The organism is Geodermatophilus sp. URMC 64 (assembly GCF_053502555.1).
Genome location: NZ_CP199955.1, coordinates 5,358,830 through 5,383,089, shown reverse-complemented (window position 1 = coordinate 5,383,089; position 24,260 = coordinate 5,358,830). Strand labels below are relative to the sequence as shown.

Here is a 24,260-nt window from a genome sequence, read left to right as displayed (position 1 = left end):
CGATCGGCTACCAGCCGATCCGGTTCCGTATTACTGACAGGTCGCTCGGGCGGCTGCGCCAACAGGCCCATGTCTCCTCTTCGTCGGGGAGGTCGCCCGGCCGGAGAGGGCTCGGCGACGATTGGGTCACGGCTACGTCCCCCTGACGTTCCCCGCCGGTGAGGGCAGTCACAATGGGCTCGCCGCACAGTTTCCGCACAGCTCCGTTGTGCGCGGCGCTGCCCCACCGAGAAGGAGGCCGAGTGCAGGCGTTCCGCCCGGAAGTGACCGCCCGCCTCGTCGAACTGACTCCCTTGCTGCTCGGCCGGCTCGGCGACATGAACGACCGGATGATCGAGCTGCTGCTGCGCGACGAGCCGGCCTACCGCCAGTTCGCCGGGCACTCGGCGACCGAGCTGCGCACCTCGACCCGGGCGGGGCTCGAGCGGGGCGTGCGGGGGCTGATCGGGGCGCTGCCCCGGGGGGCCTCCATGGCGTGGGCGCGTGAGGTGGGCCGGCGCCGGGCCGCGCAGGGCATCCCGCTCGAGGCGGTGCTGCGCGCCTACCGGTACGCCGGGCAGGTGATCTGGGACGGGCTGCTCGACGTCGCCCGGGTGGCCGGCCGAGGGCACGACCCGCTGCTGCTCGAGGTGGCCGGCTCGATCTGGCGGTCCAACGACCTCGAGTGCGGCGCGGTGGCCGAGAGCTACCGCGAGGAGCAGCGCCGGCTGGCCGGCGTCGACGACGAGGCCCGCCAGCACGTGCTGGACGGGCTGCTCGACGGCCGCGGAGGCGACCCGGCGTTCGTGCGCACCGCCTCGGAGCTGCTCGCGGTGCCGCTCGCCGGCCGGCTGCTGGCCGTGGTCGCGCTGCCCGACCCCGACGGCGCCGCGGCGCTCGCCGACCCGTCGGGCGCGCTGCTGCGCCGCGGGGTGCGCTCGGTGTGGGGCACCCGCGCGGGCGCGCAGGTCGGCTTCGTCGCGCTCGGCTCCCGCTGCCCGGGCGACGTCCAGGCCTGGCTCGCCGCGCTGGCCCTGGGCCCGGTCGGCGTCTCGGCCGTCGTCGACGGCGCCGCCGGCTGCGCGGCCGCCTACCGGCTGGCCGAGACCGCCGCCCGCACGCTGCCCGTGGGCGCGCCCCGCCTGGTGACCATCGACGACCGGCTGCCCGAGGCACTGCTGTCGAACTCGCCGGAGATCAGCTCGCGGCTGGTCGGCCAGACCCTCGGCGGGCTGCTCGAGCTGCCCGACGACGAGCGCGAGGTGCTGCTGGACACGCTCGCGGCGTTCCTGGCGGCCGACGGGTCGCCGACGCGGGCCGCCGACGCGCTCTACTGCCACCGGAACACGGTCATGCACCGGCTGCGGCGGATCGAGACGGTGACCGGCCGCAAGCTCACCGATCCCCGCGCCCGGCTGCAGTGGCAGCTCGCGCTGCTGGGCGCCGAGCAGCGCCGCCCTGCCCGCTCCGCCTGAACGGCGGGAAAAAATCTCGCCGTGGGATGTCGAGAACCCGCGCGCGGCTCCGTCCCCTGGGTGCACGCGGCCACACTGGGCCGTACCCGACCAGGGAGAACACCATGGCGAAGTACCTGCTGCTCAAGCACTACCGGGGCGCTCCGGCGGCGGTCAACGACGTGCCGATGGACCAGTGGACGCCGGAGGAGGTGGTCGCCCACGTCCAGTACATGCGGGACTTCGCCACCCGGCTCGAGGCCACCGGTGAGTTCGTCGACGAGCAGGCGCTCTCCCCGAGGGGCACCTTCGTCCGCTACGACGGCGAGGGGCGGCCGCCGGTCACCGACGGCCCGTTCGCGGAGACCAAGGACCTGATCGCCGGCTGGATGGTGATCGACGTCGACACCTACGAGCGGGCGCTCGAGCTGGCCGGCGAGCTGTCCGCGGCGCCGGGCGCGGGCGGGAAGCCCATCCACGAGTGGCTCGAGGTGCGCCCGTTCCTGGGCGCACCGCAGACCATCACGGAGTGACGCACGGTGGTCCGCGGAGTGGATGAGGCCCTCCTCCGGGCGATCGTCCCCACCGTGATCGGGGTCCTCGGCCGCCGCGGAGCCGACTTCGCGGCGGCCGAGGACGCCGTCCAGGACGCCCTGGTCGAAGCGGTCCGGGTGTGGCCGGACGACCCGCCCCGGGACCCGCAGGGCTGGCTGGTCACCGTGGCCTGGCGCCGGTTCCTCGACGCCGCCCGCGCCGACACCTCCCGGCGGCGGCGCGAGGAGTTCGTCGACGCGGAGCCGGCGCCCGGGCCGGCCGGGGCGGTGGACGACACGCTGCAGGTGTACTTCCTCTGCGCGCACCCGTCCCTGTCCCCGGCCTCGGCGGTCGCGCTCACGCTGCGCGCGGTCGGCGGCCTGACCACGCGGCAGATCGCGCAGGCCTACCTCGTGCCGGAGGCGACCATGGCCCAGCGCATCAGCCGGGCCAAGCGGACCGTCTCCGGCGTCCGGTTCGACCAGCCCGGCGACGTCGCCACGGTGCTGCGCGTGCTCTACCTGGTCTTCAACGAGGGCTACTCCGGCGACGTCGACCTCGCCGCCGAGGCGATCCGGCTCACCCGCCAGCTGGCGGCCCGGATCGACCACCCGGAGGTGGCCGGCCTGCTCGCGCTCATGCTGCTGCACCACGCGCGGCGTCCGGCCCGGACCCGCCCCGACGGCAGCCTCGTGCCCCTCGCCGACCAGGACCGCGGCCGGTGGGACACCCGGCTGATCGCCGAGGGCGTCGACGTGCTCCAGGCCGCGCTCGCCCGTGACCGCCTGGGGGAGTTCCAGGCCCAGGCCGCCATCGCCGCGCTGCATGCCGACGCACGCACGGCGGCGGAGACCGACTGGGTGCAGATCGTCGAGTGGTACGACGAGCTGGTGCGGCTCACCGGCAGCCCGGTCGCCCGCCTCAACCGGGCCGTCGCGGTCGGGGAGGCCGACGGCCCGCGGGCCGGCCTGGCCGCCCTGGCGGAGCTCGACCCCGCCCTGCCCCGCGCCGCCGCCGTCGCGGCGTACCTGCACGAGCGGGACGGGGACCCGGCCACCGCGGCCCGGCTCTACGCCGAGGCCGCCCGATCGGCGACCGACCTCCCCGAACGCGACCACCTCACCCGCCAGGCCGCCCGGCTCAACGCGCGGCTGCGCGGGTGAGCCCCTACTGCAGGTAGTTCTCCACCTCGGGCTCGGGGCGGGGCGTGGCCTCGTCGGGGTTCTCGCCGTACTGGCGCTTGGCACGCCACTGCCGCAGCAGGTCCCAGCACTGGTCGAGGTGCGCCTCCAGCTCGGAGAGCCGCGCCCGCTGATCGTCGGTGTGCTCGGCGCTGTCCCGGAGCTTGTGCTCCTCGTCGACCAGCGCCGAGATCCGGCTCAGGATGTCCTTCTCGTCCACGGCGTCCTCCCTGCCCTCGGGTCCTCCCACGGAAACGGTCAGGCCTGCTCGGGCACCCAGCCCTCGAGGAACGCGGCCAGCCGGCGGGTGACCGCCCCGCCGGCGCGGCCGAGCGCGAGCAGCGCCTGCCGGTCGACCGGCACGCGGACCTCCCGTCGGCCGCGGGGCCGCGCCGCCACGGCGTGCCCGGCGGCGACGAGCTCGGGCCACGGCCGGGTGAGCTGCCCCCGCACCCGGTCGAGCGCGGCCGCGGTGGGACCGGCGTTGCCCTCGACCATCGCGGTCACGAACGCGGGGTCGCTGCCGATCACCCGGGTGCCGCTGGTGAAGCTGCCGGCGGCCAGGTTGAGCGCCAGCGGCCCGGCCTCGCCCGCCGCGGCGGCCAGGGCGGCGGCCAGCAGGTGCGGCACGTGGCTGATCGCGGCGACGGCGTCGTCGTGCTCGGCGGCGGTGACCGGGACGACCTCGGCCCCGGCCTGCAGCGCCACCTCGGCGACCCGCAGCCAGCGCGTGAGGTCCGTGCCCGGCTCCAGGCAGACCGCCCACCGCGCGCCGGTGAACAGGGCGGGGTCGGTCGCCTCGTGGCCGGACCGTTCCGTCCCGCACATCGGGTGCCCGCCGACGAACCGCCCGCCGTACCGGGCGCCGAGCTCGGCGAGCACCGGCGCCTTCACCGACCCGAGGTCGGTGATCGTCGCGTCCGGGGCGACGGCGAGGTCGTCGAGCGCGGTGCCCATCGCCGGCAGCGGCACGGCCAGGACGACGACGCCGTCCAGCTCCCGCCCCATTCGCACGCCCCGGGCCGCCGCGGCGTCGCGGGCCGCGGGGTCGACGTCCCAGCCGGTGACCGGGCGACCCGCCGCCGCCAGCGCCGCCGCGAGCGAGCCGCCGAGCTGGCCCAGGCCGACGACCGAGACCGGCGGCGCCGGCATGGTGGGCACCGGGAAGGACGTCACGACACCTCCCACGGGCGGTCGGTGCGGAAGACCCGGGCCAGCGCGGTCGCGACCAGCCGGCCGTCCTGCGCGCGGGCCTCGACCCGGTAGACGGCGGTGCGGTTGCTGCGGTGCACCTCGACGCCCTCGGCCACCAGCCGGTCGCCCTCGGCGCCGGCGGCGAGGAATTCGGTGTGCACGTCCTGCGCGATCGCCACCGTGCCGTGGCTGTTGCTCACCGCCGCGTGGACGACGTCGAGCAGCGCCATCGTGGCCCCGCCGTGCGCCATGCCGACGGCGTTGAGCAGCTGCGGCCCGACGGTCATCGAGGCGCGCGCGTAGCCGGGGCGGACCTGCTCCAGCGTGATGCCGAGGTGCCCGGCCAGTGGGTCGGCCGCGAGCCGGGCGAACAGCTCGGCCGGGACGTCGTCCATGATCGGACACTATGGCCCACGCGTTCCTCCCTCCCCACGCGCCATGACGCCGCGGTCGTTCCTCCTCACCCCGCAGCTCGGCGACTACGTCCGGGCCGGCTGCGAGCCGCCCGACGAGGTTGTGGTGGACCTGATCGCCGAGACCGCCCGGCTGGCCGAGCGAGGCGAGGTGCCGCCGACCTTCCAGATCCCGCCGGAGCAGGGCGCGTTCATGCAGTTGCTCACCCGCGCCCTCGGGGTGCGGCGGGCGATCGAGATCGGGACGTTCACGGGCTTCTCGGCCCTGTGCGTCGCCCGCGGCCTGCCGGAAGACGGCCGGCTGGTCTGCCTGGACCGGAACGGGGAGTGGACGGCGATCGCCCGCCGGTACTGGGAGCGCGCCGGCGTCGCCGACCGGATCGAGCTGCGGCTGGGCGACGCGCACGAGACCCTGCGCGGCCTGCCCGCCGAGCCGGTGTTCGACCTGGCCTTCGTCGACGCCGACAAGACCGGCTACGCCGACTACGTCGACCAGCTGCACGGGCGGCTTGTGGACAACGGGCTGGTGCTGCTGGACAACACGCTGCGCAACGGGCGGGTGCTCGCCCCCGAGAACGCCGACGACCACGCCCTCGTCGAGCTGAACGCCGCGCTGGCCGCCGACCCGCGCTGGGAGACCGTGCTGCTGCCGGTCTCCGACGGCCTGACCCTGCTGCGCAAGCGATGAGCGACGGCGCCGCCCCGCGGCCGAGCTACGCCGTGCGGGTCAGCCGCTCCGGCACGCGCTGGGCGGTCGAGCTGCTGGCCGCCGACGCCGCCGACGAGCTCCCCGTCCTGGAGCGCGCCCTCGGCGAGCCCGGCGCCGACTGGCCGGGGCCCTTCGTCGTCGTCGTCGACTCGCGGCTGTACTTCGTCGTCCTCCGGCACGGCCCGGGCGGCATGGTGCGGGCGCTGATCTCCGACGCGACCATGCAGGAGTGGGTGCTGGCCGCGGAGGTCGTCGAGCGCTACGGGATCGCCGTCGACACCGACGGCGCCTTCGACGACGACGAGTCCGGCTGGCCCGGAGGTGACCTGGACGTGTTCGCCGACGACGGCCTGCCCGCCGAGGAGCTGCGGCCGATCGTGACCGCCGACGACCTGTGGGCCGACGAGATGGTCGCCCGGATCGCGGCCCGGCTCGGCTTCGCCGACCAGCTGCGGGCGGTGGTCGCCCCGTGAGCGCGCTGGTCGGCGCGGTGATCTTCGACCTGGGCGGCGTGATCACCGAGAGCCCGCTGCACGCGTTCACCGCCTACGAGCGGGAGGCCGGCCTGCCCGAGGGCCTGATCCGCCGGCTCAACAGCACCAATCCGGACACCAACGCGTGGGCGCGGTACGAGCGCAACGAGCTCGACGTGGCGGGGTTCAGCGCGGCGTTCGAGGCGGAGGCCCTGGCCGCGGGGCACTACGTCGATGCCGCCCGGGTGCTGGAGGCGCTGCGGGGCGAGCTGCGCCCGGAGATGGTGGCCGCCGTCCGCCGGCTCAGGGACGCCGGGCTGCCGCTGGGCCTGTTGTCGAACAACGTCGCGCCGATGGAGCGGACCGGCGAGCTCGGCGCGCTGCTCGGGCTCTTCGACGCGATCGTCGAGTCGTCGGTGGAGGGCGTGCGCAAGCCGGAGCCGGAGATCTACCGGCGCGCGCTGGCCCGCCTCTCCGACGCCGTGGGCCGCCCGATCGCCGCCGCCGACTGCGCCTACCTCGACGACCTCGGCATCAACCTCAAGCCGGCCCGCGAGCTGGGCTTCCGCACGATCAAGGTCGTCGAGCCCGCCCTGGCGCTCGCCGAGCTGTCGGAGCTGGTCGGTTTCCGCCTGGACGGCGCCCCCCGCTGAGGACACCCGTGGACGTCGAGACCGCCATGGGGCGGGCGCTGGAGCTCGCCGCGCAGGCCCAGGAGTGGGGCGACACGCCGATCGGTGCCGTCGTCCTCGGGCCCGACGGGACGGTCCTGGCCGAGGCCGCCAACGAGCGGGAGAAGCGCGGCGACCCCACCGCGCACGCCGAGGTGCTGGCCCTGCGGGAGGCCGCCCGGCGGCACGGGGACGGGTGGCGGCTGACCGGCGCGACGCTCGTCGTCACGCTCGAGCCCTGCACCATGTGCGCCGGTGCGAGCGTCCTCGCGCGGGTCAGCCGGGTGGTCTACGGCGCCGACGACCCGAAGGCGGGCGCGGTCGGCTCGCTGTGGGACGTCGTCCGCGACCGCCGGCTCAACCACCGGCCCGAGGTCACGGCCGGGATCCGCGCCGAGGAGTCCGCCGCGCTCCTACGCGCGTTCTTCCGCGCGAAGCGGGCCCTGTAACCTCTTCGGCGGTGGCGTGTCCGAGCGGCCGAAGGAGCACGCCTCGAAAGCGTGTGAGGTGCAAGCCTCCGTGGGTTCAAATCCCACCGCCACCGCCAGCCAGCCGGGAACGGCGGCGCCCGCCGGGCGCCGCCGTTCTCGCTTCCTCAGATCGCGACGTCGCTGTCCAGCAGCAGGTCGCCGTCCTCGTCGACGACCAGGGTGAACCGGTGCTCCTCGCGTTCGCGGGAGCCGTCCCGGGTGCGGAACTCCAGCTGGCCGGTGGCGGTGAGCGAGCCGTCCTCCGCCTGCACGCCGGAGAGCCTGACGTCGCTGAACTGCGACCAGAAGTTCACGTAGCCCTGCTCGCTGATGCTGCTGCGCAGCGTCGGCCCGGTGAGCTGCCAGGCCTCCTCCGGGTCGTCGGTCACCAGCTGGTGGTAGTCGCGCAGGAAGTCGCGGACGTCGCCGGCGTCGACGTCCGCCGCCGGCGCGCTGGAGGCGGTCGTCGTCGGTGGCGGCTCCGCCGTCGTGGTGGTGGCCGGTGCCGGGGACTGGGTGGTCGGCTCCACGGCGGCGGACGACGTCGGCGCGGCGGCGGGCGTCGTCGTCCCGGCACCGGCGTTCGTGTCCCCGTCGTCGCGGCCCGCTGTGGCCAGCAGCACCCCGCCGAGGATCAGTGCGGCGGTCACCAGTGCGCCGGCCGCCACCCACAGCCACGGTGCCCCGCGCCGGCGCTCGCCGGCGGGGCGGGAGGGGCGGGAGGGGCGGGCGGGGGCGTCGACGACCACGGGCCGGCGCGGCGGGGGAGGCGGCGGCGTGGGCGAGGACGGAGCCGGGGCCGGGGCGGGCGTCGGGGCCGGGGGCGGAAAGGTCGCCGTCCGCTGCCGGCCCGGGGCGGACGAGCGCAGGTTCGTCCGCGCCATGAGCACCGTCGTCGTGTCGCCGTCGTGGGCGGCCAGCGAGGCGAGCTGGTCGCGGACCTCGGTCATCGACGGCCGCGCCGCCGGGTCGGCCGCGAGCATCCGCAGCAGCGGCGCGGTCAGCGCCCCGCACCGCTGGGGCGGGATGATCTCCCCGCCGGCCACGCGGTGCAGCTGCTGCAGCGAGTTGTCGCTCAGGCCGAACGGGGGCTGCCCCTCCAGGCAGGTGTAGAGCGTCGCGGCCAGCGAGAACACGTCGCTGGGCGGTGCCGGCTCCTGGCCCTGGGCTACCTCGGGCGCGAGGAAGGCCGGCGTGCCGGTGATCTGCCCGGTCTGGGTCAGGCTGACGTCGCCGCTGGCGTGCGAGATGCCGAAGTCGGTGATCTTGACCAGGCCCTCGACCCGTGCGCCTTCGCCGATCAGGATGTTCGCCGGCTTGACGTCGCGGTGCACGATGCCCGCCGCGTGGGTGGCCGCCAGCGCATCGGCGACCTGGGCGCCGATCTGCGCCACCTGGTCCACCCGCAGCAGACCGTCCTCACCCAGCACCGTCGCCAGGCTGCGGGAGGGGAGGTACTCCATCACCAGCCACGGCAGCCCGCCGTCGAGGGCGACGTCGAAGACCGAGATGGCGTGCGGATGGCTGAGCCGGGCGGCGATCCGGCCCTCCCGCAGCGCCCGCTGCCGCTGCTGCTCGGCCTCGTGCGGGTCGGCGCCGGGCCGCGGGAGCACCTGCTTGACCGCGACCCGGCGGCCGAGCAGCTCGTCCTGCGCCATCCAGACCGTGCCCATGCCGCCCCCACCGATCTGCGACACGAGCCGGTAGCGACCGGCGACGAGCCGTCCCGGCCGGGTGAGGGGTGTGGTCATCGGCGCCGCCGTCAGACGGCGGACGGGACCCCGAAGCGCCGCGCGTACTCCTCCTGGGCGCCGGCGGGCAGGGCGTCGTAGAGCGTTCCGAGTTCCTCGACCGCCTCGGGGGCGAGGTCGTCGAAGAGCCGCTGCCAGGTCGGGGGCTCGTCGTAGCTGCGGGTGAGCAGCAGCTCCCAGGCGTGGGTCTGCCGGTCGCGCTTGCTGCGCTCGGCGGCGAACTCCGAGAGGTAGCGGTCCTGCGCGGCGGCCTTCTCGGCGCGGGTCGCCGACGGCGGCAGCGCCTCGGCATCGCCGCCCTTGAGGACGCCGAGGATCGCGTCGACGACCTCGGGTCGCACGTCGTCCCGTTCGCTGCCCAACTCGCTCACGACACGCCCTCCTCCGCCGAACTCCCCCCGTGGCCTTCCCCGGTGATCGGTTACCCAACCACCCGGGGGCAGGATGCCGCACGCGGGCCCCGGAGGGCGGCGCGGCGGTGTCGCGGCTGACCGGTCCGGGGCCGCCCGGTACCATCGGCGCCACTGGAGGATTCGCCTAGTGGCCTATGGCGCTCGCTTGGAAAGCGGGTTGGGGGCAACCCCTCGGGAGTTCGAATCTCCCATCCTCCGCAGGACCAGGCCCCCGGCGTCACGCCGGGGGCCTGTCGCGTTCACATCGCGGATTCCAGCTCCGGCGCCCGGCCCAGCTCGCGCAGGTACAGGCCCGCGACCGCGGCGAGCAGGAGCAGCCCGCCGACGACGGCGCCCGGCGCCAGCCGCTCGCCGAGGAACGCGGTGGCCAGCACCGTCGCCGTCAGCGGTTCGAGCAGCGTGACGATCGAGGCGACCGCGCCCGGCACCGTCCGCACGCCGGTGAAGAACAGCCCGTACGCCAGCGCGCTCGGCACCAGCCCCAGGTAGAGCAGGACGGCGATCGCCACCGGATCGGCCGGGAAGCGCACGCCGGCGGCCAGCACGACGGGGGTGAGCAGCACCGCCCCGCCCGCGAAGCCGGCGAGCGTCACCGGAACCCCCGCCGGCACGCCGGCCGAGGCCAGGGTGACGACGGCGTAGCCGAGCGCCGAGCCGGTGGCCAGCAGTGCCCCGAGCAGCACCGCCGTCCCGGTGTCGGCGCCGGCCGAGACGCCCACGAGCAGGACCAGGCCGACCAGCGCGAGGGCCAGCGCGGCCAGCGTCGTCCGGCTGGGCCGGCCGTGCCCGAGCAGCGCCGCCCCGACGGCGATGAGCAGCGGCGCCAGCCCGAGGGCGACCAGGGTGGCGATGCTCACCCCGGCGCGGGCCACCGCGCTGAAGTAGGCGAGCTGGTAGGCGGCCAGGCCGGCGCCGACCAGGACCAGGCGGACGGCGACCGGCCGGGTCACCGGCACGGCGCCGGTCCGCCGGCGGGCGGTCAGCGCCCAGCCGGCCAGCAGCACCACCGCGCCGACGGCGAGGCGGTACCAGGCGATGTCGAGCGGGGAGAGGTCGGTGCGGTCGGCGACGAGCCGGCCGCTGATGCCCGACGTCCCCCAGCAGAGGGCGGCGAGGACGACGAGCAGGAACCCGCGACGAGACGCGGGGGACGAGGGGGTCATGACGCTCCTGGGGCGAGATCCGGGTGAGGGGCTCGGTCCGGAGCGCGCAGCAGGACGCCCGGGCCATCAGGGCCCGGGCGGGGGAGCGGTCAGCCCCGCGGCGCTCCGGTCAGGAGCGCGGAGGGGGCAGGACGAGTGCGCGGCGGGGCGGCATGGCGCCGAGGGTAGCGGGCGGGTCGTCGGTCCCCCGAGCGCTTTCCCGTACAGTGGGTGCAGACCCCTCGTGTGGCGTCACCCTGTGAACCTCCCCAGGGCCGGAAGGCAGCAAGGATAAGCGGGCTCTGGCGGGTGCGCGGGGGGTCCCTTCTTTTCCCGGGTGATCGCGCACACCCGCTGGCTCGGGTCCGCGGCTTCGTCACCTCCGGCACGTAACCTGCCTGCGTGGCTCTGGCGCTCTACCGCAAGTACCGCCCGGCGACCTTCGCCGAGGTGGTCGGGCAGGAGCACGTCACCACGCCGCTGGTCAACGCGGTCGACGCCGGCCGGATCAACCACGCCTACCTGTTCAGCGGCCCGCGCGGCTGCGGGAAGACGTCGTCGGCACGGATCCTCGCCCGGTCGCTGAACTGCGAGCAGGGCCCGACGTCGACGCCGTGCGGCGTCTGCACGTCCTGCGTCTCGCTGGCGCCCGACGGCCCCGGCTCGATCGACGTCATCGAGATCGACGCGGCCAGCCACGGTGGCGTCGACGACGCCCGCGACCTGCGGGAACGCGCCTTCTTCGCGCCGGTGCACAGCCGCTTCAAGGTCTACATCGTCGACGAGGCGCACATGGTCACCACGCAGGGCTTCAACGCCCTGCTCAAGGTGGTCGAGGAGCCGCCGGAGTTCCTGGTCTTCGTCTTCGCGACCACCGAGCCGGACAAGGTGCTGCCCACCATCCGGTCGCGCACCCACCACTACCCGTTCCGGCTGGTCCCGCCGACCACGCTGCGCGGCCTGCTGGAGAAGACCTGCGCCGCCGAGGGCGTGCAGGTGGAGCCGACGGTGTTCCCGCTCGTCGTGCGCGCCGGCGGTGGCTCGGTCCGCGACTCGCTGTCGATCCTCGACCAGCTGCTCGCCGGCGCCGGCCCCGAGGGCGTCACCTACCGGACGGCGGTCGGCCTGCTGGGCGTCACCGACGACGCGCTGCTCGACGAGACGATCGACGCGCTCGCCGCGCGGGACGCCCCGGCGGTGTTCCGCGCCGTCGACCGCGTCGTCGAGGCCGGCCACGACCCGCGCCGCTTCGCCACCGACCTGCTCGACCGGCTGCGCGACCTGATCGTGCTCGACGCCGTGCCGGACGCCGGTGGCAACGGCCTGCTCGACTGCCCGCCGGACCGGCTGGACCTGATGAGCTCGCAGGCGCAGGCCCTCGGCTCGGCCACCCTGTCGCGGATGGCCGACACCGTGCACGAGGGCCTGACCGAGATGCGGGGGACGACGGCGCCCCGGCTGCTGCTCGAGCTGGTCTGCGCCCGCATGCTGCTGCCCGCCACCGACGGCTCGGCGGCGGCCACCCTGCAGCGCCTGGAGCGCCTCGAGCGGCGGATGTCGATCGCCGGCGAGCACGCCGGACGGCCCGTGGAGGAGTTCGACGCGCCGGTGCACCGCGCACCGGCCGCGCCCGCGGCACCGGCCGTGCCCGCGGCACCGGCCGCGCCCGCGGCACCGGCCGTGCCCGCGGCACCGGCCGTGCCCGCGGCACCGGCCGCTGAGCAACGGACGGAGGCCCCGGCCGCCCCGCGCCGCGAGTTCGTGCGCAAGTCGCAGCAGGCGGCCGCTCCGCCGTCCGCACCGGTCGCCACCCCGCCGGCCGCCGCCCCGGTCGCGGACGACGACTGGCCCGAGACCGTGCCGCCCGGCTCCGGTGGCGCGTCCCGGCCGGCCCCGGGCCCCGCCGCGCCGCCGGCACCCGCCGACCAGCCGCCGGCCGCCGCGCCGTCCGGACCGCGGGTCGCGACCGGCGAGCCGGACATCCCGCTGCCGCCGGAGCCGACGGACGACGAGGACTGGCCGCACCCGGCCCGCCCAGCCGCCGCCCAGGCCGCGGCCGCCCGCACCGAGGCACCCGCCGCCCCGGCCGCCCCGCCGCGTGCCGCGGCCGAGTCGGCGCCCGCCCCCCGCGGTGGCGAGCCCACGCCGGTCGTCTCGGCGAACCCGCCCGAGCCTGCCTCGGGCGGCGACCTGACCACCAGCGACGTCCGCCGGATCTGGCCGGAGCTGCTGTCGGTGGTCAAGCGGCACAAGCGCACCACCGAGGCGCTGCTGAAGAACGCGCAGGTGCACGAGCTCAGGAACGGCGTGCTCACCCTGTCGACGGGGTCGCCGGCGCTGGCCCGCCGGATCGGGGACGACCTCAACAAGGACGTGCTGCGCGAGGCGCTCAACGAGCTGCTCGGCGTCCGCTGGAAGGTCGAAGCGGTCGTCGAGGGGGCCGGCGCCCCGGCCGGTGCCAAGGTCTCGCCCGAGGTGGCCCGCGAGGCCGCCCGCGTCGCGGAGGAGCGCGAGGAGCGCGAGCTGGTGGCCCAGCGCGCCGCGGAGGCCGCCGGCGTGCCGGTCGACGACACCCCGGCGGTCGATCCGGAGCAGGCCGCGCTGGCGCTGCTGCGCGCCCAGCTCGGCGCCCGCCCCGTCGACAGCTGAGCGGAGCGCCCGGGCGCGTTTTCCGCGCCGTGGCACTCCGAGCAGGTCCGCGTGTCACGCCGCTGTCGCTGCCGCGGCCTACGCTCGGTGCATGTTCCCCGGAGGCCAGCCCGACATGGCGCAGTTGCTCCAGCAGGCCCAGCAGATGCAGCAGCAGCTGGTGGCCGCGCAGGAGGAGCTCGCGCGCACCGAGGTCACCGGCTCGGCCGGGGGCAACTTGGTCACCGCGACCATGACCGGCAGCGGCGAGCTGACCGCGCTGACCATCGCGCCGGCCGCCGTGGACCCGGACGACGTCGAGACGCTGCAGGACCTCGTCGTCGCCGCCGTGCGGGACGCCAAGCGCGCCGCCGACGAGCTGGCCGCCAGCCGCATGGGCCCGCTGGCCGGCGGTCTCGGTGGTGGCGGGCTGGGCCTGCCCGGCTTCTGAGCCTTTCCCCGCACGACCGAACCCGAGGAATCCCACCGTGTACGAGGGCGCCGTCCAGGACCTCATCGACGAGCTCGGCCGGCTGCCCGGCGTCGGGCCCAAGAGCGCCCAGCGCATCGCCTTCCACCTGCTCGCCGCCGAGAGCGCCGACGTCGGCCGGCTGGTCGCCGCGCTGCAGCGCGTGCAGGCGGAGGTCCGCTTCTGCGTGACCTGCTACAACGTCGCCGAGGGCGAGCAGTGCCGGATCTGCCGCGACCCGCGCCGCTCCGACGACGTCATCTGCGTCGTCGAGGAGCCCAAGGACGTCGTCGCGATCGAGCGCACCCGCGAGTTCCGCGGCCGCTACCACGTGCTCGGCGGCGCGATCAGCCCGATCGAGGGCGTCGGCCCCGACGACCTGCGGGTCAAGGAGCTCATGACCCGGCTGATGAACGGCCAGGTCACCGAGCTGATCATCGCCACGGACCCCAACCTCGAGGGCGAGGCCACCGCGGCCTACCTCGCCCGGCTCGTCGCCCCGATGGGGCTGGCGGTCTCCCGGCTGGCCAGCGGCCTGCCGGTCGGCGGTGACCTCGAGTACGCCGACGAGGTCACCCTCGGCCGGGCCTTCGAGGGCCGCCGCCGCATCGACGCCTGACCGGAGGAGATCCGTGCGCGTCACCCGCACGGATCTCCTCCGGTCATTCCACGACGACGTCGTCGCCGCGGCGCACGGCGCGGCGGACGCGCAGCCGCAGCCAGCGGCCGTAGGCGCGCGCCAGCTGCGTGTAGCCCGGCGTCGGCCCGTGGTAGCCGAGGAAGCCCTTCGGCCCCTCGACCATCTCCCCGGTGCGGACGTCGTAGCGGCTCTGGTGCCACGGGCAGACCAGGCAGCCCTCGGCATCGATGCTGCCCTCGGCCAGGTCGGCGAGCTGGTGCCGGCAGCGGCGGGAGACCGCGAAGTACGACCCGCCGGCGTTGCCGACCGCCCACTCGCCGGCGCGGCGGACCGCTCCGGGCGGCAGGTCGGCGGCGGGGATCCGGTCGGGCTCGGTCACGGGTGCCTCCTCGCTCGAGGACGTCGGGTGCGCGCCCTACCCAGGACGCCCCCATCCGACCCCCGCCGCCACTAGGGTCCGGGCTCGCCCGATCCCGACCGCGCTGGAGGTGCCCGCCGTGCGCCGGCCGCTCGTCGTCCTCGGACTGCTCGCGGGGCTGCTGCGGGGCGGCCGCGCTGGCCGCGACGGCGCGGCAGCAGGCCGAGGGCGACCTCTACCGCGGCAGCGGCTGGAGCTCCGGCGGCTGGAGCAGTGGCGGGCGTCGCGGATTCGGCGGCTCCGCTCGTGGATACCGGTCCTCCAGCCGCTCGTCCGGCACCCGCCGCTCGGTCAGCCGGAGCGGCGGGCGCCGGCACGGTGGCGGCGGTCGGTTCTGACCCGGCCGGCGCGGGAACCACGCAGCGCTCCCGCGCGTGGATGAGGTCCGGGACGTCCTCTGGGGCGCCCCATCCAACTGGAGGTCTGCACCGTGCGTCGCCTGACGATCGTCCTCGGCGTCCTCGCCGCCGTCCTGCTCGCCGGGTCCGTCCCGGCGCTCGCCGACCCCCCGACCGCCGTGTCCGAGCCGGTCACCGACACGGCCGACGTGCTGTCCTCCGGCGAGGAGGCCGACGTCGAGGGGACGCTCGACCAGCTGCGGTCCGACACCGGCACCCAGATGTACGTGGTCTACGTCGACGACTTCGACGGCGCCAGCGGTCAGCAGTGGGCGCGGGAGACCTTCGAGGCCTCCGGGCTCTCCGGCAACCAGGTGGTACTGGCCGTCGCGACCGACGAGTCCTCCGGTGGCTTCTACGCCGGCACGCAGGAGGCCCAGGCCGAGCTCAACCAGGCGGCGGGAGCGATCGGGTCGCAGCTCGACGACGGCAACTACGACGGGCTGGTGGCCACCGCCGCCGAGGCCCTCGGGGGGCCTTCGGCGTCGTCGTCCGAGTCCTCCGGGGGTGGCGGAGGCGCCGTCCTCGGCCTGCTGCTCGTCGTCGCACTGCTCGCCGGCGGCGGCTACCTGTTCTTCCGGTCCCGCCGGCGGCGGCAGCAGAAGGAGCTCCCGGCCGGGTCAGCCCGCCGCGCCGAGCCGGACCCGCACGCCGGGACCCCGACGGCAGAGCTCAACGGCCGCGCCAGCGAGGCGCTGCTCGACCTCGACGAGCGGGTCCGCACCGCTCAGGTGAACGTGGACTTCGCGCGGACGCACTTCGGCGCCGACGCCGTGCCGGGTGCCGACGAGGCGCTGGAGCGGACCCGCGGCGAGCTGGCGCGGGCCTTCACCATCCGGCAGGAGCTCGACGACGAGATCCCCGAGGACGAGCCGACGCAGCGGCGCATGCTCACCGAGCTGCTCTCGCTCACCGACGCCGCGAGCGCACGCCTGCAGGAGCAGTCGGCGGCGCTGGACGCCCTGCGCGCGCAGGAGGCCGCGGCACCGCAGGCGATCGAGCAGCTGGGCGGGCGCATCGAGGCCCTGCGGGCGCGGCTGCCGGAGCAGCAGCGCCGGCTGGCCGCCCTGGCCGACCGGTACGCCCCGGCCGCGCTCGCCCCGGTCGCGGTGAACGTCGAGGAGGCGGGGGCGCGGCTGGCCGCCGCCGCGGAGCTGCTCGGGCAGGCCCGCCAGGCCCACGACGCCGGCGAGACGGGGCAGGCCGTGGGGCGGCTGCGCCCGGCCGAGGACGCCGTCACGCAGAGCACCACCCTGCTCGACGCGATCGACCGGCTGGCCGACGACCTGGCCGCCGCCGAGCACCGGCTCGCCGCCGCGCGCGCCGAGACCGAGGCCGACCTGGCCGAGGCCCGCGCGCTGATGGAGCGCGGCGACCGGGACAACCTGCAGCCGCACGTCGCCCGCGCGCAGGCCGAGCTGAGGTCGGCGGAGGCCGCGCTGCGCCCGGCCGACGGCGGCAAGCCCGACCCGCTGGCCGCGCTGCGCCGCATCGAGGAGGCCGACGCCGCACTCGAGCAGGCGCTGGTGAGCGCCCGTGACGCCGAGACCAACCGCCGGCGGGCCACCGAGGCGCTGGAGCAGGCGCTGCTGACCGCCCGCTCGGCGGTCGCGGCGGCCGGTGACTTCATCAGCACCCGCCGCGGCGCGGTGGGCAGCGAGGCCCGGACCCGGCTGGCCGAGGCAGAGCGGCACCTCGAGGCGGCCGCGCGGCAGGCCTACGACGACCCGGTCCGGGCGCTGCGCGAGGCGCAGCACGCCGACCAGCTCGCCCGCTACGCCCTCGACGTGGCCCAGGAGGACGTCGCCCAGTGGTCGCAGCGCACCGGCTACGGCTGGGGCGGCGGCTACGGCGCCCCCGGCTACGGCGGCGGCTGGGGCGGCGGGTACGGCCGTCGGGGCGGGATGGGCAGCGGCCTGGGCTGGGGCCTGGGCGGTCTCGTGCTCGGCGGGTTGCTGTTCGGCGACCACGACAACGACGTCGGCGGCGGCTTCGCCGGCGGCGGCGGTGACTTCGGCGGCGGGGGCGACTTCGGGGGCGGCGGCGACTTCGGTGGCGGGGGCGGGGACTTCTAGAAGGGCCCCGCTGCCCCCCACCGCTCGCAAGCTCGCGGCGGGACCCTGCAGCGGGGCCGGACCGGGGCGAAAACTGTCGGTCCCGCGGAGGAGGGTGCGTCTCCCCGTCCCAAGGAGGAGACATGCCCACCCGTGACACCGCCTGGCCGCCCGGCACGCCCTGCTGGGTCGACTACGGCGCCCCCGACATCGCGGCCGCCCGCGCGTTCTACGGCGACCTGCTCGGCTGGGAGTTCAGCGGCGGCGGCGAGGAGTACGGCGGCTACCTCAACGCCGCCCGCGACGGACTCCTGGTCGCCGGCCTCGGCCCCCGCATGAACGAGTCGGACCCGGTCGCCTGGACGACGTACTTCGCCACCGACGACGCCGAGGCCACCGCCGCCCGCATCACCGAGGCCGGCGGCACCGTCGTCGTCCCGCCGATGGACGTCGCGCCGTTCGGGCGCATGGTCATCGCCGTCGATCCGACCGGCACGGCGTTCGGCCTGTGGCAGGCCGGCGAGCACACCGGCTTCCAGCGCTACAACGAGCCGGGGTCGGTGACCTGGAACGAGGCCGCGCTCGCCGATCCGGACGCCGCCCGGGCCTTCTACGCGGCGGTGTTCGGCTACACCTACGACGAGGTCCCCGGCGCCGGCGGCTACACGACCTTCAAGACCGGCGACCGGGCGGCGGACTACCCGCTGGGCGGGCTCGGCGGCGCGCAGCCCGGCTCGCCGACGGGCTGGCTGGTCTGCTTCTCCGTGGCGTCGACCGATGACGCCGTCGCGGCGGTGGAGGCGGCCGGCGGCAAGGTCACGATGCCGGCGACGGACACGCCGTTCGGGCGCTTCGCCGTCGTCGAGGACCCCTGGGGCGCGCCGTTCGAGGTGATGCAGGCGCCGTCCACCTGATCGCGCCGCACGCGGCCGGCTCGGCTACCCGCCGAGCTGGCCGTAGGCGTGCTCCGGGCGGAGCCGGACGACGAGCCGCCGGTCGGTGACCATCGCGGCGCGGTACTCGTCCCAGTCCGGGTGCTCGCCGGCGGTGCCCCGGTAGTAGGTGATCAGCTCTTCGACCGTGGCGTCGTGCGGATCGGCGGCGACCGGCGTGAGTTCGGCGGTGCCCTCGACCGCCACCCAGGTCCAGAGACTCTCGCCGGTCACGTGCAGGGTGGCCCGCGGGTCGCGCCGGAGGTTGCGGGTCTTGACCCGGTCGTCGGTCACGGAGATGCGGACCACGTCCGCCTCGGTGTCGTAGGCGTAGCCGACGGTGGACAGCTGCGGGCGCCCGTCGCGCTTGACGGTCGCCAGCACCCCCCAGCGGCGGTCGGCGAGGACGGCGAGCAGGCGGGGATCCGGGGCGGCCATGCCGACAGCCTGCCCGAGGACGCCTCCGTCGTCTCGAGGTGAGCCTGTCGCTGCAAGCCGTCCGGCCGGCGCCGGTCACGACCGGATAACAGCAGCTCGCCAGGCCTGCTGCACGGGAAATGCTCTGTGCTAGGCATGAACCCTCCATAGCCACGGGCGGCCGCTGTGGGGCGCCCTCCGCGCCCGGCGTCCGCTCCCATGAAGACGAGGTAGCGGATGAGATCCGTTTCGAGGGGTGGCCGGCGCCTGCTGGCCGCCACGTCCGGCATCGCGGTCACGGCCCTGGCGCTGACCGCGTGCGGCGGCGGCAGCGACGACGACGGCGGTTCGGGCGGCGGCGGTGGCGGCACGCTCACCATCGGCACCACCGACAAGATCGTCACGCTGGACCCCGCCGGTTCGTACGACAACGGGTCCTTCACGGTGATGAACCAGGTCTACCCGTTCCTGCTCAACACGACGCCCGGCAACCCCGACGTCGCGCCGGACATCGCCGAGTCGGCCGAGTTCACGTCCCCCACCGACTACACGGTGACGCTGAAGTCGGGGTTGACCTTCGCCAACGGCCACGACCTGACGTCCTCGGACGTGAAGTTCGGCTTCGACCGCATGGTCGCCATCAACGACCCGAACGGCCCCGCCTCGCTGCTGTACAACCTGGCCAGCGTCGACGCGCCGGACGACACCACGGTCGTGTTCCACCTGAAGAACCCGAATGACCAGATCTTCCCGCAGATCCTGTCCAGCAACGTCGGCCCGATCATCGACGAGGAGGTCTTCGACCCCGAGGCCCTGACGCCGGACACGGACATCGTGGACGCCAACGCCTTCGCCGGCCCCTACACGATCACCAACTACGACCAGAACAACCTGGTGTCGTACGAGGCGAACCCGGACTACCAGGGGGCGCTCGGCACGCCGAAGACGGACAAGATCAACGTCAAGTACTACTCGGACGCGTCGAACCTCAAGCTCGACGTCCAGGAGGGCAACATCGACGTCGCCTTCCGCAGCCTGACCGCGACCGACATCGAGGACCTGCGCGGCAACGACAACGTGAAGGTCGTCGACGGCCCCGGCGGCGAGATCCGCTACATCGTCTTCAACTTCAACACGATGCCCTACGGCGCGACGACCCCCGAGGCCGATCCGGCCAAGGCGCTCGCCGTCCGTCAGGCCGTGGCGCACCTGCTCGACCGCGAGGAGCTCGCCGACCAGGTCTACAAGGGCACCTACACCCCGCTGTACTCCTTCGTGGCCGAGGGCCTGACCGGCGCCACCACGCCGCTCAAGGACATGTACGGCGACGGCAACGGCGGCCCCGACCCGGACAAGGCGGCGCAGGTGCTGCAGGACGCGGGGGTCACCACCCCGGTCCAGCTGAGCCTGCAGTGGAACCCCGACCACTACGGCCCGTCGTCGGGTGACGAGTACGCCCTCATCAAGGACCAGCTGGAGGCCACCGGCCTGTTCGAGGTGAACCTGCAGTCCACCGAGTGGGTGCAGTACTCCGAGGACCGGACGGCGGACGTGTACCCGGCCTACCAGCTCGGCTGGTTCCCGGACTACTCCGACGCCGACACCTACCTCACGCCGTTCTTCCTGACGGAGAACTTCCTCGGCAACCACTACAGCAACCAGCAGATCAACGACCTGATCCTGCAGCAGGCCACCACGGCCGACCCCGACCAGCGCACCGCGCTCATCGAGCAGATCCAGGAGCTCGAGGCGGCCGACCTGTCCACGGTGCCCTACCTGCAGGGCGCCCAGGTGGCGGTCACCGGCACGGACATCGACGGGGCGCAGGACACGCTCGACCCGTCCTTCAAGTTCCGGTACGGGGTGCTGTCCCGCACCAGCTGACCGCCGGCGGACCGGTAGCCGGGCCCCGGGTGGCTCGCCTCGCGCGAGTTGCCCGGGGCCCGGTGCGTGTGGCGCCCCCCGGGGCGCATCCTTTCCGTGCCGCAGCACCGGCTGAACACGACACAGGCCGCCGACCGAGGGGTCGGCGCCGAACGGCTGGGAGCCATGTCCACGACCACCACCGAGCTGACCGAGGGGTCAGCGCAGGACGACGGCGCCGGCGCGCCGGCCGCCCGTCGCCGCAGGAGATCCGGTGGCGGCCTGGGCCGCTACGTCCTCGTGCGGTTCCTCCTGATCTTCCCCACGATCTTCATCCTCGTGACGACCGTGTTCTTCCTGATGCGCACCACCGGTGACCCGATCACCGCGGCGCTGGGTGGCCGGCTGCCGGCCGACCAGCTGGCCGAGCGCGTCCACGAGGCCGGCTACGACCGGCCGCTGCTCGTGCAGTACTTCGACTACCTCGGCGGGGTCCTCCGCGGCGACTTCGGGACGACGATCAGCGACCGCCGGCCGGTCCTCGACGTCCTCACGACGTTCGGCACCGCGACCCTCGAGCTGACCGTCTACGCCGTGATCGTGGCGCTGATCGTCGGCATCCCGCTGGGCATGGTCGCCGCCTACTTCCGGGACCGGTTCCCCGACGCGGTCCTGCGCGTGTTCGCGATCTTCTTCTACGCGACGCCGGTGTTCTTCCTCGGCCTGCTGTTCAAGCTGATCTTCGCGGTCGGGCTGGACTGGCTGCCCGTCGCCGGCCGCGCCTCCACCGGCGCGGAGATCCAGCTGCAGACGCTGGACAACCCGACCGGCATCTACCTGATCGACGCCTTCAAGACCGGTGACTCGTCGGTCGTGGAGGACGTGCTGCAGCACGCGATCCTGCCGGCGCTGGCCCTCGGCCTGCTGACCGCGGGCATCTTCCTGCGCCTGGTGCGCACCAACGTGATCGGCACGCTGGGCGCCGGCTACGTCGAGGCGGCGCGTTCGCGGGGGGTGGGGGAGTACCGGCTGCTGCGCAAGCACGCCTACCGGCCGGCGCTGATCCCGATCATCACCGTCATCGGGCTGCAGGTGGCGATCCTGCTCGTCGGCGCGGTGCTCACCGAGACCACCTTCGAGTGGAAGGGGCTGGGCTTCCAGCTCTCCCAGTACCTGCAGGCGCGCGACTTCGTCGCGGTGCAGGGGATCGTCGCCCTGCTGGCGGTGATCGTCGCGGTCACCAACTTCGTCGTCGACATCATCGCCGCGCTCATCGACCCACGGGTGAGGTACTGACATGGCCACCGCGGCCCCCGCCCCGGCCTCCACCGACGCCTCGACCCCGCCCGCTCCGCGCCGGCGCCGCTCCTGGCGGCGGCTGCCGGTGGTCCACCAGCTGCGGCAGAGCGTCGGCCTGCAGCGCGGCATGCTGGTCGCCGGTCTGGTGCTCATGGCGGTCTTCGTGATCGCGGCGATCTTCGCGCCGCTGCTCGCGCCCTACGAGTACGGCCAGCTGCGCGATCCCGACGGGACGTTCGGCGCCCAGCAGGAGCCGTCGAGCGCGCACTGGCTCGGCACGACGGTCGGCGGCTACGACGTGCTGTCCCGGGTCATCTGGGGCGCCCGCACGGCGCTGCTGGTGATCCTCGTCGCCGTCCTGCTCTCGATCGTCGCGGGCGTGCTGCTCGGCCTGGTCAGCGGCTACTTCGGCGGCTGGGTCGACCGCGTGCTCGTCGTCCTGTGCGATGCGATCTACGCCTTCCCGAGCCTGCTGCTCGCGATCGTGGTCGCGATCGCCATCAGCGGCGGCCAGTCCAGCATGTGGGGTGGCATCCTCGCCGCCGCCATCTCGATCACCGTGGTGTTCATCCCCCAGTACTTCCGGGTGGTGCGGGCCGAGACGGTGCGGATCAAGGCCGAGGCATTCGTCGAGTCGGCGCGGGTCATCGGCGCGAGCAACTGGCGGATCATGACCCGGCACGTGCTGCGCAACGCGACCCGCACGCTGCCGCTGATCCTCACGCTCAACGCCTCGGAGGCGGTCCTGACCCTGGCCGGGCTGGGCTTCCTCGGCTTCGGGATCCAGCCGACCGCGGCCGCCGAGTGGGGCTACGACCTCTTCCGGTCGATCTCCGACGTCAGCAGCGGCATCTGGTGGACCTCGGTGTTCCCGGGGACGGCGATCGTGCTCACCGTCCTGGGGCTGACCCTGGTCGGCGAGAGCCTCAACGACCTCGCCGACCCGCGGCTGCGCACCCGCCGCCGCGTCGCCGAGGGGGAGCCGGAGGGGCTGGCCGAGGTGGCGGTCGTGCCCGGCGGCGCGCTGGCCGCACCCGGGGGAATTGCAGGGCTGGAACCGGGGAGCGCGCGATGACCGTCGTCGACATCGACAACCTGGCGGTCTCCTTCGCCACCGACGCCGGGACGGTCGAGGCCGTCCAGGACGTCAGCCTCTCGGTGGAGGCCGGCGAGGTGCTGGCGATCGTCGGGGAGAGCGGCAGCGGCAAGACCGTCACCGCCCGCAGCATCCTGGGCCTGCTGCCCGAGACGGCGACCACCCGCGGCGCCGTCGTCCTCACCCGCAAGGACGGCGCTGCCGAGCACGACGTCGTCTCCCTCTCGGGCAAGCAGTTGCGGGAGGTGCGCGGCCGGGACGCGGCCATGGTGTTCCAGGAGCCGGGCAGCGTCCTGAACCCCGTCTACAAGGTCGGCTGGCAGATCGTCGAGGGGCTGCGCGCGCACGGCGGGCTGTCCCGGGCGGAGGCCCGCGCGAAGGCGATCGACGTGCTGCGGCGGGTCGGCATCCCCGACCCGGAGGAGCGGATCGACTACTACCCGCACCAGTTCTCCGGCGGGCAGAAGCAGCGGATCGTCATCGCGCAGGCGCTGGTGCTCGACCCCGGCGTGATCATCGCCGACGAGCCGACGACCGCCCTGGACGTGACCGTGCAGGCGGAGATCCTCGACCTGCTGCGCCGCTGCCGGGACGAGTTCGGCGCCGCGATCGTGCTGATCACCCACAACATGGGCGTGGTCGCCGACCTCGCCGACCGGGTGGCGGTCATGTACCAGGGGCGGATCGTCGAGGAGGCCGACGTCCGCACGCTGTTCCGCGAGCCGCAGGACGACTACACCAAGCAGCTGCTGGGCTCGGTGCCGCGGATCGGGCAGGGGACGGCGCGGGCGGCCGAGCGGGCCGCCCGCCGGGAGCCGGGGTGGGAGTCGGCGGCACCGGTGGTCGAGGCCCGCGACCTGCGGATCGTCTACCCGGGCCGGTTCCGCCGTCCGGATTTCACGGCCGTGGACGGCGTCAGCTTCGCCATCCGCCCCGGCGAGGTGCTCGGCCTGGTCGGCGAGAGCGGCAGCGGCAAGACGACGATCGGCCGCGCCATCGCCGGCCTGACCAAGGTGACGGACGGGTCGCTCTCGGTCCTCGGCACCGAGATGAACGGCGTCAAGGAGAAGGCGTTCCGGCCGGTGCGCGAGCGGATCGGGTTCGTCTTCCAGGACCCGGCGACCAGCTTCAACCCGCTGCTGACCATCGCCGAGGCGGTCGCCGAGCCGCTGATCGTGCACGGCCGGCACGACGACCTCGCCGGCGCGCGCAAGCGGGTCGACGACCTGCTGGAGTCGGTGCAGCTGCCGAAGAGCTTCGGCGACCGGTACCCGCACGAGCTCTCCGGCGGCCAGCGGCAGCGGGCGTCGCTCGCCCGCGCGCTGGCGTTGTTCCCGGAGCTGCTCATCGCCGACGAGCCGACCTCGGCGCTCGACGTCTCGGTGCAGGCCAAGGTGCTCGAGCTGTTCGAGGACCTGCAGCGCGAGCTCGGCTTCGCGGCGCTGTTCATCAGCCACGACCTGGCCGTGGTCGACCTGCTGGCCGACCGGATCGCCGTCCTCTACCGGGGGCAGCTGGTCGAGGAGGGGACCGGCGAGCAGGTGCTCGGCGCGCCGCAGCACCCGTACACGCAGCGGCTGCTCGCGTCGCTGCCGGTGCCCGACCCCGACGAGCAGGCCCGCCGCCGCGCCCATCTCGCCGCCCTCCGCGCCGACGAGTGAG

General features: G+C 74.9%; 24 protein-coding genes, 2 tRNA genes and 1 other RNA gene. 19 read left to right on the top strand and 8 right to left on the bottom strand.

Features of this window, described 5'->3' with window-relative positions:
- The first annotated feature begins 242 nt into the window (after positions 1-242).
- The 3 genes from ACWIYF_RS26415 to ACWIYF_RS26405 all read left to right on the top strand — a co-directional run bounded on the left by ACWIYF_RS26415 (position 243) and on the right by ACWIYF_RS26405 (position 3,130).
- Positions 243-1,454 (top strand): PucR family transcriptional regulator, encoded by a 1,212-nt coding sequence (locus ACWIYF_RS26415; RefSeq protein ID WP_448625795.1) that lies wholly within the window; start codon positions 243-245, stop codon positions 1,452-1,454.
- 104 nt (positions 1,455-1,558) lie between these two features.
- On the top strand, positions 1,559-1,966 hold the full coding sequence (locus ACWIYF_RS26410; protein WP_448625794.1) for a YciI family protein: 408 nt from the start codon (positions 1,559-1,561) through the stop codon (positions 1,964-1,966).
- A gap of 18 nt (positions 1,967-1,984) precedes the next feature.
- Positions 1,985-3,130, top strand: coding sequence for an RNA polymerase sigma factor (locus tag ACWIYF_RS26405; RefSeq protein ID WP_448625793.1), 1,146 nt, complete (start codon positions 1,985-1,987; stop codon positions 3,128-3,130).
- 4 nt (positions 3,131-3,134) lie between these two features.
- On the opposite strand, the gene ACWIYF_RS26400 is transcribed toward ACWIYF_RS26405, so the two are convergent.
- From ACWIYF_RS26400 to ACWIYF_RS26390, 3 genes are read right to left on the bottom strand one after another with little or no spacing between them, the layout of a single operon-like run.
- Complete coding sequence (locus ACWIYF_RS26400) at positions 3,135-3,368, bottom strand: DUF2630 family protein (protein WP_448625792.1); 234 nt, start codon at positions 3,366-3,368, stop codon at positions 3,135-3,137.
- Between the two features lie 38 nt (positions 3,369-3,406).
- Positions 3,407-4,324: a prephenate dehydrogenase/arogenate dehydrogenase family protein gene (locus ACWIYF_RS26395; protein ID WP_448625791.1), complete on the bottom strand. Its 918-nt coding sequence runs from the start codon at positions 4,322-4,324 to the stop codon at positions 3,407-3,409.
- Complete coding sequence (locus ACWIYF_RS26390) at positions 4,321-4,737, bottom strand: PaaI family thioesterase (RefSeq protein ID WP_448625790.1); 417 nt, start codon at positions 4,735-4,737, stop codon at positions 4,321-4,323. The genes ACWIYF_RS26395 and ACWIYF_RS26390 overlap by 4 nt, the downstream gene beginning before the upstream one ends.
- Before the next feature lie 43 nt (positions 4,738-4,780).
- Here ACWIYF_RS26390 and ACWIYF_RS26385 point away from each other — a divergent pair, with 43 nt between their 5' ends.
- The 5 genes from ACWIYF_RS26385 (at position 4,781) to ACWIYF_RS26365 (ending at position 7,155) form a co-directional block, all read left to right on the top strand.
- Positions 4,781-5,443, top strand: a complete 663-nt coding sequence (locus ACWIYF_RS26385; RefSeq protein ID WP_448625789.1) for an O-methyltransferase — start codon at positions 4,781-4,783, stop codon at positions 5,441-5,443.
- The gene (locus ACWIYF_RS26380; protein WP_448625788.1) at positions 5,440-5,937 is read left to right on the top strand and encodes a tRNA adenosine deaminase-associated protein; all 498 of its coding nucleotides are present in this window, start codon (positions 5,440-5,442) and stop codon (positions 5,935-5,937) included. Before ACWIYF_RS26385 ends, ACWIYF_RS26380 begins: the two co-directional genes overlap by 4 nt.
- Positions 5,934-6,590 carry an HAD family hydrolase gene (locus ACWIYF_RS26375; protein ID WP_448625787.1) on the top strand — a complete coding sequence of 219 codons (657 nt, stop codon included), beginning with the start codon at positions 5,934-5,936 and terminating at the stop codon, positions 6,588-6,590. The genes ACWIYF_RS26380 and ACWIYF_RS26375 overlap by 4 nt, the downstream gene beginning before the upstream one ends.
- Positions 6,591-6,598: 8 nt before the next feature.
- A complete protein-coding gene (tadA, locus tag ACWIYF_RS26370; protein ID WP_448625786.1) occupies positions 6,599-7,057 on the top strand; it encodes a tRNA adenosine(34) deaminase TadA in 459 nt (152 codons plus the stop codon).
- Between the two features lie 10 nt (positions 7,058-7,067).
- Positions 7,068-7,155, top strand: a tRNA-Ser gene (locus ACWIYF_RS26365).
- Positions 7,156-7,203: 48 nt separating this feature from the next.
- Here the strand turns inward: ACWIYF_RS26365 and ACWIYF_RS26360 are convergent.
- Both ACWIYF_RS26360 and ACWIYF_RS26355 read right to left on the bottom strand, forming a co-directional pair.
- Entirely contained in the window at positions 7,204-8,829 is a 1,626-nt protein-coding gene (locus ACWIYF_RS26360) for a serine/threonine-protein kinase (protein WP_448625785.1), read from the bottom strand.
- 11 nt (positions 8,830-8,840) lie between these two features.
- The gene (locus ACWIYF_RS26355) at positions 8,841-9,200 is read right to left on the bottom strand and encodes a hypothetical protein (protein WP_448625784.1); all 360 of its coding nucleotides are present in this window, start codon (positions 9,198-9,200) and stop codon (positions 8,841-8,843) included.
- 155 nt (positions 9,201-9,355) lie between these two features.
- Between ACWIYF_RS26355 and ACWIYF_RS26350 the strand changes: the two genes are divergently transcribed.
- Positions 9,356-9,440: transfer RNA gene (locus ACWIYF_RS26350), tRNA-Ser, on the top strand.
- Positions 9,441-9,481: 41 nt separating this feature from the next.
- Here ACWIYF_RS26350 and ACWIYF_RS26345 read toward each other — a convergent pair.
- Positions 9,482-10,405 (bottom strand): DMT family transporter, encoded by a 924-nt coding sequence (locus ACWIYF_RS26345; protein ID WP_448625783.1) that lies wholly within the window; start codon positions 10,403-10,405, stop codon positions 9,482-9,484.
- A gap of 212 nt (positions 10,406-10,617) precedes the next feature.
- Here ACWIYF_RS26345 and ffs point away from each other — a divergent pair.
- The 4 genes from ffs (at position 10,618) to recR (ending at position 14,100) form a co-directional block, all read left to right on the top strand.
- Positions 10,618-10,713, top strand: an RNA gene (gene ffs / locus ACWIYF_RS26340) — signal recognition particle sRNA small type.
- A 73-nt stretch (positions 10,714-10,786) separates the two neighbouring features.
- Positions 10,787-13,033, top strand: coding sequence for a DNA polymerase III subunit gamma and tau (locus tag ACWIYF_RS26335; protein WP_448625782.1), 2,247 nt, complete (start codon positions 10,787-10,789; stop codon positions 13,031-13,033).
- A gap of 91 nt (positions 13,034-13,124) precedes the next feature.
- On the top strand, positions 13,125-13,463 hold the full coding sequence (locus ACWIYF_RS26330) for a YbaB/EbfC family nucleoid-associated protein (protein ID WP_448625781.1): 339 nt from the start codon (positions 13,125-13,127) through the stop codon (positions 13,461-13,463).
- A 37-nt stretch (positions 13,464-13,500) separates the two neighbouring features.
- The gene (gene recR / locus ACWIYF_RS26325) at positions 13,501-14,100 is read left to right on the top strand and encodes a recombination mediator RecR (protein ID WP_448625780.1); all 600 of its coding nucleotides are present in this window, start codon (positions 13,501-13,503) and stop codon (positions 14,098-14,100) included.
- A gap of 43 nt (positions 14,101-14,143) precedes the next feature.
- On the opposite strand, the gene ACWIYF_RS26320 is transcribed toward recR, so the two are convergent.
- A complete protein-coding gene (locus tag ACWIYF_RS26320; RefSeq protein WP_448625779.1) occupies positions 14,144-14,500 on the bottom strand; it encodes a Rieske (2Fe-2S) protein in 357 nt (118 codons plus the stop codon).
- A 469-nt stretch (positions 14,501-14,969) separates the two neighbouring features.
- Here ACWIYF_RS26320 and ACWIYF_RS26315 point away from each other — a divergent pair, with 469 nt between their 5' ends.
- Together ACWIYF_RS26315 and ACWIYF_RS26310 are read left to right on the top strand one after the other, a co-directional pair.
- The gene (locus ACWIYF_RS26315; RefSeq protein ID WP_448625778.1) at positions 14,970-17,012 is read left to right on the top strand and encodes a TPM domain-containing protein; all 2,043 of its coding nucleotides are present in this window, start codon (positions 14,970-14,972) and stop codon (positions 17,010-17,012) included.
- A 122-nt stretch (positions 17,013-17,134) separates the two neighbouring features.
- Positions 17,135-17,905, top strand: a complete 771-nt coding sequence (locus ACWIYF_RS26310) for a VOC family protein (protein WP_448625777.1) — start codon at positions 17,135-17,137, stop codon at positions 17,903-17,905.
- A 24-nt stretch (positions 17,906-17,929) separates the two neighbouring features.
- On the opposite strand, the gene ACWIYF_RS26305 is transcribed toward ACWIYF_RS26310, so the two are convergent.
- A complete protein-coding gene (locus ACWIYF_RS26305; protein WP_448625776.1) occupies positions 17,930-18,361 on the bottom strand; it encodes a PPOX class F420-dependent oxidoreductase in 432 nt (143 codons plus the stop codon).
- A gap of 216 nt (positions 18,362-18,577) precedes the next feature.
- On the opposite strand from ACWIYF_RS26305, the gene ACWIYF_RS26300 reads away from it, so the two are divergent.
- The 4 genes from ACWIYF_RS26300 to ACWIYF_RS26285 all read left to right on the top strand — a co-directional run bounded on the left by ACWIYF_RS26300 (position 18,578) and on the right by ACWIYF_RS26285 (position 24,259).
- Positions 18,578-20,224, top strand: a complete 1,647-nt coding sequence (locus ACWIYF_RS26300; protein ID WP_448625775.1) for an ABC transporter substrate-binding protein — start codon at positions 18,578-18,580, stop codon at positions 20,222-20,224.
- 165 nt (positions 20,225-20,389) lie between these two features.
- Positions 20,390-21,499: an ABC transporter permease gene (locus ACWIYF_RS26295; RefSeq protein ID WP_448625774.1), complete on the top strand. Its 1,110-nt coding sequence runs from the start codon at positions 20,390-20,392 to the stop codon at positions 21,497-21,499.
- A 1-nt stretch (position 21,500) separates the two neighbouring features.
- Positions 21,501-22,577: an ABC transporter permease gene (locus tag ACWIYF_RS26290; RefSeq protein ID WP_448625773.1), complete on the top strand. Its 1,077-nt coding sequence runs from the start codon at positions 21,501-21,503 to the stop codon at positions 22,575-22,577.
- Positions 22,574-24,259, top strand: coding sequence for an ABC transporter ATP-binding protein (locus ACWIYF_RS26285; protein ID WP_448625772.1), 1,686 nt, complete (start codon positions 22,574-22,576; stop codon positions 24,257-24,259). The genes ACWIYF_RS26290 and ACWIYF_RS26285 overlap by 4 nt, the downstream gene beginning before the upstream one ends.
- The last annotated feature ends 1 nt before the right edge of the window (position 24,260 follow it).

What these genes read in the sequence shown, in the direction of transcription:
- ACWIYF_RS26410 (WP_448625794.1), top strand. Translation starts at nt 1,559, where the DNA reads ATGGCGAAGTACCTGCTGCTCAAGCACTACCGGGGCGCTCCGGCGGCG.
- ACWIYF_RS26390 (WP_448625790.1), bottom strand. Translation starts at nt 4,737, where the DNA reads ATGGACGACGTCCCGGCCGAGCTGTTCGCCCGGCTCGCGGCCGACCCA.
- ACWIYF_RS26385 (WP_448625789.1), top strand. Translation starts at nt 4,781, where the DNA reads ATGACGCCGCGGTCGTTCCTCCTCACCCCGCAGCTCGGCGACTACGTC.
- ACWIYF_RS26380 (WP_448625788.1), top strand. Translation starts at nt 5,440, where the DNA reads ATGAGCGACGGCGCCGCCCCGCGGCCGAGCTACGCCGTGCGGGTCAGC.
- ACWIYF_RS26360 (WP_448625785.1), bottom strand. Translation starts at nt 8,829, where the DNA reads ATGACCACACCCCTCACCCGGCCGGGACGGCTCGTCGCCGGTCGCTAC.
- ACWIYF_RS26345 (WP_448625783.1), bottom strand. Translation starts at nt 10,405, where the DNA reads ATGACCCCCTCGTCCCCCGCGTCTCGTCGCGGGTTCCTGCTCGTCGTC.
- ACWIYF_RS26330 (WP_448625781.1), top strand. Translation starts at nt 13,125, where the DNA reads ATGTTCCCCGGAGGCCAGCCCGACATGGCGCAGTTGCTCCAGCAGGCC.
- ACWIYF_RS26310 (WP_448625777.1), top strand. Translation starts at nt 17,135, where the DNA reads ATGCCCACCCGTGACACCGCCTGGCCGCCCGGCACGCCCTGCTGGGTC.
- ACWIYF_RS26305 (WP_448625776.1), bottom strand. Translation starts at nt 18,361, where the DNA reads ATGGCCGCCCCGGATCCCCGCCTGCTCGCCGTCCTCGCCGACCGCCGC.
- ACWIYF_RS26300 (WP_448625775.1), top strand. Translation starts at nt 18,578, where the DNA reads ATGAGATCCGTTTCGAGGGGTGGCCGGCGCCTGCTGGCCGCCACGTCC.
- ACWIYF_RS26295 (WP_448625774.1), top strand. Translation starts at nt 20,390, where the DNA reads ATGTCCACGACCACCACCGAGCTGACCGAGGGGTCAGCGCAGGACGAC.
- ACWIYF_RS26290 (WP_448625773.1), top strand. Translation starts at nt 21,501, where the DNA reads ATGGCCACCGCGGCCCCCGCCCCGGCCTCCACCGACGCCTCGACCCCG.
- ACWIYF_RS26285 (WP_448625772.1), top strand. Translation starts at nt 22,574, where the DNA reads ATGACCGTCGTCGACATCGACAACCTGGCGGTCTCCTTCGCCACCGAC.